The organism is Jidongwangia harbinensis, from assembly GCF_020216025.1.
Lineage (GTDB): Bacteria > Actinomycetota > Actinomycetes > Mycobacteriales > Micromonosporaceae > Actinoplanes > Actinoplanes harbinensis.
The window spans coordinates 182,093-188,364 of the sequence record NZ_JAIWNC010000023.1 but is presented as its reverse complement, the minus strand read 5'-3'; the positions used below and the strand labels follow the sequence as shown (position 1 = coordinate 188,364).

The window sequence follows — 6,272 nt, the reverse complement described above, 5'->3', positions numbered from 1 at the left end:
TGGTGTCGGTGACGGGTGCGTTGTCGACGACCAGGATGCGGTAGCCGGGGTAGTCCTGGGTGAGCAGGCTGTCCAGGCATCGGGCCAGGGCGTCGGGTCGTTCCCGGGTGCAGACCACCACGGTGATGTGCGGCGCGGTGGCGAGGACCTCGCGGCGGCGGGCCAGGAACGCCGGCTCGCGGTCCGGGGTGATGCCGTCGACCGGCAGGGCGGTCAGGCCGTACCCGGCCAGCTTCGGCGCCAGCGCGGTGCCCAGTCCGACGTTGATCGCGGCCGCCACGTCCGCGGGGCGCAGACCCTTCGCGGGTACGTCGACGAGCACCGTACCCAGGGGTTCGGTGAACAGCCGGACCAGCATCCAGGCCCGGCGTACCCGCCGGCCGTCGGCACCGACCGCCGGGACGGTGGGCAGCGGGTCGGCCACGTCGATGTCGTACACCGCGGCCGGCCGGACCGCACCGGTGGGCTCGATGGCGGGCGCGCTGAGCATCGTCTCCGCGCGCGGTTCGGGTGTCCACACGTCGCCGTTGATCATCGGGTCGCCTCCAGCACCGGGCGACGCTCGGTGCGCCGCGTCGACACGGTCTCGACCGCGCCGCCGAATCCGGCCGCGGCGACACCGGCGAGCACACTGCCGGCCTTGAGCGCGTGTGCCACGCCCCGGCCGCGCGACGCCGCGGCGAGGTTGCGGCCCACGGCCCGGGGCAGCGAGCGCAGGTAGTTCCGCTCGGCGCCGAGGCTGTCCGTGGTCTTGTTCAGGCCGGCCATCTGCACCTTGCCGCGCCCCTCCGCGTAGCACCGGCGCAGGAAGAACGAGAAGGTGGAGCGGGACGCCGGCACCTCGTGGCGGATGACCGCGCCGGGTACGTACATCCAGTGGCCGCCGCCGGCCGCGCTCATCCGGATGCACAGCTCGGTGTCCTCGGGCCGGTTCTGCCCGCCAAGCTTGCCGAAGCCGGTGCGGAACCCGCCGACGGCCATGAACGTCTCGCGGCGCACCACCATGCTCGCCGACCAGACGTTGCGGATCGGGGCGGTCTCGGTGGGCATCCCCTGGTACGAGCCGCCGACCGCCCAGAGGAACTCCTCGGGCATCCAGCGCGGAGCCGGTCCCTCCCACGCCGGGCTGATCCCGCCGCCGGTGCCGACCACCTTGGGGTCGGCGAACGGCGCGACGAGGGCACCGAGCCAGTCCGGCTCGGAGATCACGTCGTCGTCCATGAACGCGATCAGCGCGGTGTGGGTGTGGAACGCTCCGGTGTTGCGGTTGCCGGACACGCCCTTGGCGTACTGGTTCTCCAGCACGGTGACGCCGGCCAGGTCGCGGCGGGCCCGGCGGTACAGGGCCGGGTTGTGGTCGACCACGACCACCACTTCGGCTGGCGTGTAGACCTGCGCCTTGGCGCAGGCGACGGTGCGTACGAGCGACGACCAGCGGTCCTCGGTGTGGGTCGGGATGACGATGCTGACGGACGGTCGGTGGGTGTGCACGGGCGGGAGCTCCTCGGCAGATGGTCGGGGGACCGGCGATGCGGGGTGGGTCAGTCCTCGAGGGCGGCGCGGGCCTGCAGCCGCTTCTTGACGTCGTCGGTGCGGCGGGTGCCGACCTCGTGGAAGGCGCCGCGGTTGACGTGCGCGCCGGTGGAACGCGGGTCGGCCGGGTGGGCGTTGGCCGCCGGGGTGTTCCGGTTGATCTGCTCGAGGCGGACCGTTGCGGCGTCCGCGTCGGCGTCGGCGGCCGTGCGCTGGCGGACGACCACGGTGCCGTCACGCCGGGCGGTACGGCGCTGACGGCGCATCCGGCCGTACTCGCTGAAGATGGTCCGCAGCACCCGCGCGCCGTCGCGGAAGGTGTTCAGGTTGGTCTCGCCGTGGATCCGGCGGTGCTCGATGCTGCCCACCTCGCCGACCTTCAGGCCGTCCACCGCGGCGCGGATGTTGATCATCGTCTCGATCTCGAAGCCGTCGCCCCAGAGCTTGCTGCCGTCGTCCGGCCGGGGCAGCGTGGTGTCCGGCAGCTGCAGTGACGGGACCACGTGCCGCCAGAACGCGTTGTAGCCGTAGCAGAGGTCGGTGAAGCGCGTTCCGAAGAGGACGTTCACCACCATGTTGAGCCCGTCGTTGCCGAGCTTGCGCAGCGGCGTGATGTCGTGGCTGTGGCCGCCCTTGTCGAAGCGCGAGCCCTTGACGAAGTCGTCGCCGGCCACCAGCTTCGCGATGAACAGCGGGATCTCGGCCGGGTCGGTCGAGCCGTCCGCGTCGATCATCACGATGATGTCGCTGGTGCAGGCGGCGAAACCGCAGGCCAGGGCGTTGCCCTTGCCGGTGCGGGTCTGCTGCACCACGACCACGTCCGGGCGCAGTTCGCGCGCCACGGCGACGGTGCGGTCCATCGATCCGCCGTCCACCAGGACCACCTCGTCGATGCCCTCGGGAAGGCCCGCGAACACGTGCGGAAGGTTGCGCTCCTCGTTGAGGGTGGGAATGACGACACTTACGGTCGGTGACGACAGGCCGTTACCCGGCGTGTTGCCAGATGGCGAAGAACTCTGCATGTCATTCCCTTCTCAGGAGGCGGAGGCGACAGATTCGGAGGTTTCCGGGGACGAAAACGCAAGTCGCTCGCTTCTGCCGTCAAATCTAGCCAGCGGCTACGCAGGGTCAACTAACCGAAGGGACAGCGTGACAGCGTCCGTGCGGTGTACCGGCGCCATCCGTATGAGCAGGGGCTAATCACTCGGTCAACAGAAGTGGCCGTAGGCACCGCCGGTCACGTTTGGTAATGGACATTGCCCCGCAGTCGCTTGTTGAAAGGACGGCAGGGTGATTGCGCCGCATTGCGGCGCACCGCCCACTCAGATGGGACATTCTCTAGATGTCGGATAACTACCCGTGAAATATGTCACTTCACAAGTAGTTACGCATCGTAATCCTTGGGGTGCAGGTCGGTTATATCCATCGGGGGACCACAGACCTCGTTGATCGATGTTTCAATTACTGACATCATCGGCCTGCCGGCCGACTACCAGAACGTGAGGTGATCATTACCGTGGGTGAAGCGTTGACGCGGGCCGACGCGCTCTGTGTCTGCGGCCATCCGCGGCGCGCGCACGAGCATCTGCGCCGGGGAAGCGACTGCACGTTCTGTGGTGTGGAGGCCTGTGCGCGGTTCCGGCGGCGCCGCTGGTGGCACCGCGCCGGCTGAGGTTCGCGGGGTTAGGGACGCCCGGACGGGGAAATCGACCGTGAAGCAATGCCTACCTGTTCTGTAGGCTCACTGTTACATCACGGAGAACGGACCCTGCCCCGAGGAGACACCCGTGCCACTCCCGGACTTCCTGATCGCCGGCGTGCCCAAGGCCGGCACCACCGCGCTGCATGCCGCTCTGGTGCGCCATCCCGACCTGTTCCTGCCCGCCGTCAAGGAGCCCAAGTTCTTCCTCTCCGACGGCGCCCCGCCGAGGAGCGGGGGCCCGGGCGACGTGCAGACCTACCAGGAGCACGTCTGGCGCCAGGCCGACTACGAGGCGCTGTTCGACGCGGCGCCCGCCGGAGCCCTCCGTGGTGAGGCGACGCCCTTCTACCTGTACGACCGCGCCGCCCACCTCCGGATCAGGAAGCTGCTGCCCGGCGTACGGCTGATCGTGCTGCTCCGCGATCCGGTGGATCGCGCCCACTCGAACTGGACCCACCTGTGGAACGCGGGTCTGGAGCCGGAGGCCGACTTCCTCACCGCGTGCGACGCCGAGGACGCGCGCCGGGAAGCCGGTTGGGCGGCCTTCTGGCACTACGTGGCGCTCGGCCGGTACGGCGAGCAGATCGAGCATCTGTACCGGGTGTTCGACCGCGACCGGGTGCTGCTGCTGCGCTACCGCGACCTGAAGGACGCGCCGGCCGAGACGCTGGACCGGGTGTGCGCGTTCCTCGGTGTGCGGACCGGCCTGCTGACCTCGATCCCGCGGGAGAACGTCAACCGGCACGTGGTCGAGGACACCGCGGTGAACGGGGTGCTGCGCGGGCTGCTGCGCGCGGGCGGGCAGTTCGGCCACCGGTTCCCGGTGCCCCTGCGCCTGGCCGCCCGCGGGCCGCTGCTCACCCTGCTGCACCGGAAGACCGGCACCCGGCCGGTGACCACCCCACAGGAGCGGGCCGCGCTGCTGCCGTTGTTCGCCGACGACATCGCGCTGCTGCAGGACGTCACCGGGCAGAGCTACGACGACTGGCTGTCGGTCGACCGACACACCAGTCGCGCCTAATTCCCATCTAGCCCATAGATAATGCAAACTTGGGCGGATACTCTTCGCGCGAACGCCACCGTCACGAAACGGAGCCGCCTTGTCCACCGGAACCTTTACCCTGCCGCTGCCACGCTGGGACGACTCGGTCGTGGTCGTCGATCCGCCCGGTGACGAACCGGGGGCGTGGTCCGGTGCGCCCAGCACGGTGGTCGCCGACGGTGACGTCTACCTGGCCTACCGGGTCCGGCTACCGATCGGCGCCGGGCGTGGCATCGCCAACGTCGTCGCCCGGTCGCGGGACGGGCTCACCTTCACCGTGGTCGCCGAGGTGACCAAGGAGCGGTTCGAGGCGGAGTCGCTGGAACGGCCTGCGCTGGTGCGTACCCCGGAGGGACGGTGGCGGCTGTACGTCAGTGCGGCCACTCCGGGCACCAAGCACTGGCGCGTCGACCTGCTCGAGGCGGACACGCCGGAAGGGCTCGCCACCGCGCCGGCCCGGACCGTGCTCGCCGGAGACGAGACGGTGGCGGTCAAGGACCCGGTGCTGCACCACGACGAGTACGGCTGGCACCTGTGGGCGTCGGTGCACCCGCTGGAGTCGTGGGACGACGCCGACCGGATGACCACCCGGTACGCCACCGGCCCCGACGGCGTGCACTGGACGTGGCGTGGCACCGCCCTGGCCGGCCGTCCCGGTGAGTGGGACGCCCGCGGCGTGCGGGTGTCCTCGGTGCAGGTGGACGGCGACACCGTCCTGGCCGCGTACGACGGCCGCGCCACCGCGGGGGAGAACTGGGAGGAACGTACCGGGGTGGCGCACGGCACCCGGCTGCCGGACGGCACGTTCGGCCCGCTCACCGCGGCCGGCGACGAACCGCTGGGCAGCCCGCACCCGCCCCACGGCCTGCGGTACCTGAGCCTGGCCACGCTGTCCGGCGGTCGCCGGCGCCTGTACTACGAGGCCACCCGGGCCGACGGGGCCCACGAGCTGCGCAGCGAGCCGGCTTGATCTTTGAGAGCCGGGTCACGCCCGGCGGGGGCGGCCGGATCGGCGTGTTTCGCTTCGCCTAGCGTTCGACATGCAGACCCGGTGCCCCGCATCACGCGGCATCGTTGATGGCGGAGCCCGTCCCACAAGGACGGGCTCCGCCATGTCCGTCCCGGGCCGGGTTTCCCCGGACGGGCTGTGGGAACTGTGCTCCGGTCGCCCCGTCGCCGTCCGGAAGGCCCGGTTCCCATGACCACCGCCACCTCCGCGCGCTCCCCGCTGGACCAGACCGCGGCGTTCCTGGCCCGGCACCCGGATCCGGCCGGGCGTTTCCTGGCCGTGGTGGCCGGCCCGGGCGAACCGCTGGCCGGCGTCGCCCGGTCCGTCGAGCGCTCGGCGGCCGCCGGCCCTCATGTCGGACCGGCCCACGCCCGCACCGGAGCCCGCCGCACCGACCTCGCCCGCGACCGGGCCGGGGCCGGTGGGGAGCGGGCCGGACCTCCGGCCGGGCCGGAGTCCGACGATCCGGGCAGCCGGTTCGTGCTGGTGCTGGACCGTGACCGGGGGACACCGGCCGGCCTCATGCGCGTCGCCGGCGACGGGCCGGTCTGGACGTTCACCCCGGCCGTCGTGCTGCCGCGGTACCGGGGCAAGCGGTCCGGCCTCACCGTCAGCACGCTGCTCTACCGGACCCTGATCCGGCTGGCCCGGGCCGAGGGCGCCGCCCAGCTGACCACCGTGATGGACCGGGCCGCCTACCGCGCGGCACGGCTGATCGGCCTCCCGCTGCAAGCGGCGGAGGAGCCGTGGTCCGCCGACACGTTCCACCTCACCGGCGACGTCGCCCGGTTCGAGCGGTCCCTCGCCGAGCAGGCGGCCCGGTTGCGGCGCGCGGCGCGGCCCGGTGGCGCGGAGGTACGCCGCACGGATCAGCGCACGCTCGCCGAGCGCCGCATCGGTGCCGACATCGCACGCCGGCTGGCCACCGGCGACGGGCTCGACGACAAGATCCTGCTGTACCCCTGAGGCGCCCGGGTGACGTCCGG

At 71.5% G+C, this 6,272-nt stretch carries 6 protein-coding genes; 3 read left to right on the top strand and 3 right to left on the bottom strand.

All coding sequences use genetic code 11. The features are described from left to right. The 3 genes from LDL48_RS26650 to LDL48_RS26640 form a co-directional block, all read right to left on the bottom strand. On the bottom strand, positions 1-535 hold a 535-nt coding region (locus LDL48_RS26650), incomplete at its 3' end, for a glycosyltransferase family 2 protein (protein ID WP_225257960.1). Then, a complete protein-coding gene (locus LDL48_RS26645; protein WP_225257959.1) occupies positions 532-1,491 on the bottom strand; it encodes a glycosyltransferase family 2 protein in 960 nt (319 codons plus the stop codon). The genes LDL48_RS26645 and LDL48_RS26650, both read right to left, overlap by 4 nt. A 50-nt stretch (positions 1,492-1,541) precedes the next feature. After that, positions 1,542-2,555 carry a glycosyltransferase family 2 protein gene (locus LDL48_RS26640; protein ID WP_225257958.1) on the bottom strand — a complete coding sequence of 338 codons (1,014 nt, stop codon included), beginning with the start codon at positions 2,553-2,555 and terminating at the stop codon, positions 1,542-1,544. A gap of 765 nt (positions 2,556-3,320) precedes the next feature. On the opposite strand from LDL48_RS26640, the gene LDL48_RS26635 reads away from it, so the two are divergent. From LDL48_RS26635 to LDL48_RS26625, 3 genes are all read left to right on the top strand, one after another. After that, complete coding sequence (locus LDL48_RS26635) at positions 3,321-4,256, top strand: sulfotransferase domain-containing protein (protein WP_308016496.1); 936 nt, start codon at positions 3,321-3,323, stop codon at positions 4,254-4,256. A 79-nt stretch (positions 4,257-4,335) separates the two neighbouring features. Next, on the top strand, positions 4,336-5,247 hold the full coding sequence (locus LDL48_RS26630) for a hypothetical protein (RefSeq protein ID WP_225257957.1): 912 nt from the start codon (positions 4,336-4,338) through the stop codon (positions 5,245-5,247). A gap of 228 nt (positions 5,248-5,475) precedes the next feature. Beyond that, entirely contained in the window at positions 5,476-6,252 is a 777-nt protein-coding gene (locus LDL48_RS26625) for a hypothetical protein (RefSeq protein WP_225257956.1), read from the top strand. Positions 6,253-6,272 lie beyond the last annotated feature (20 nt).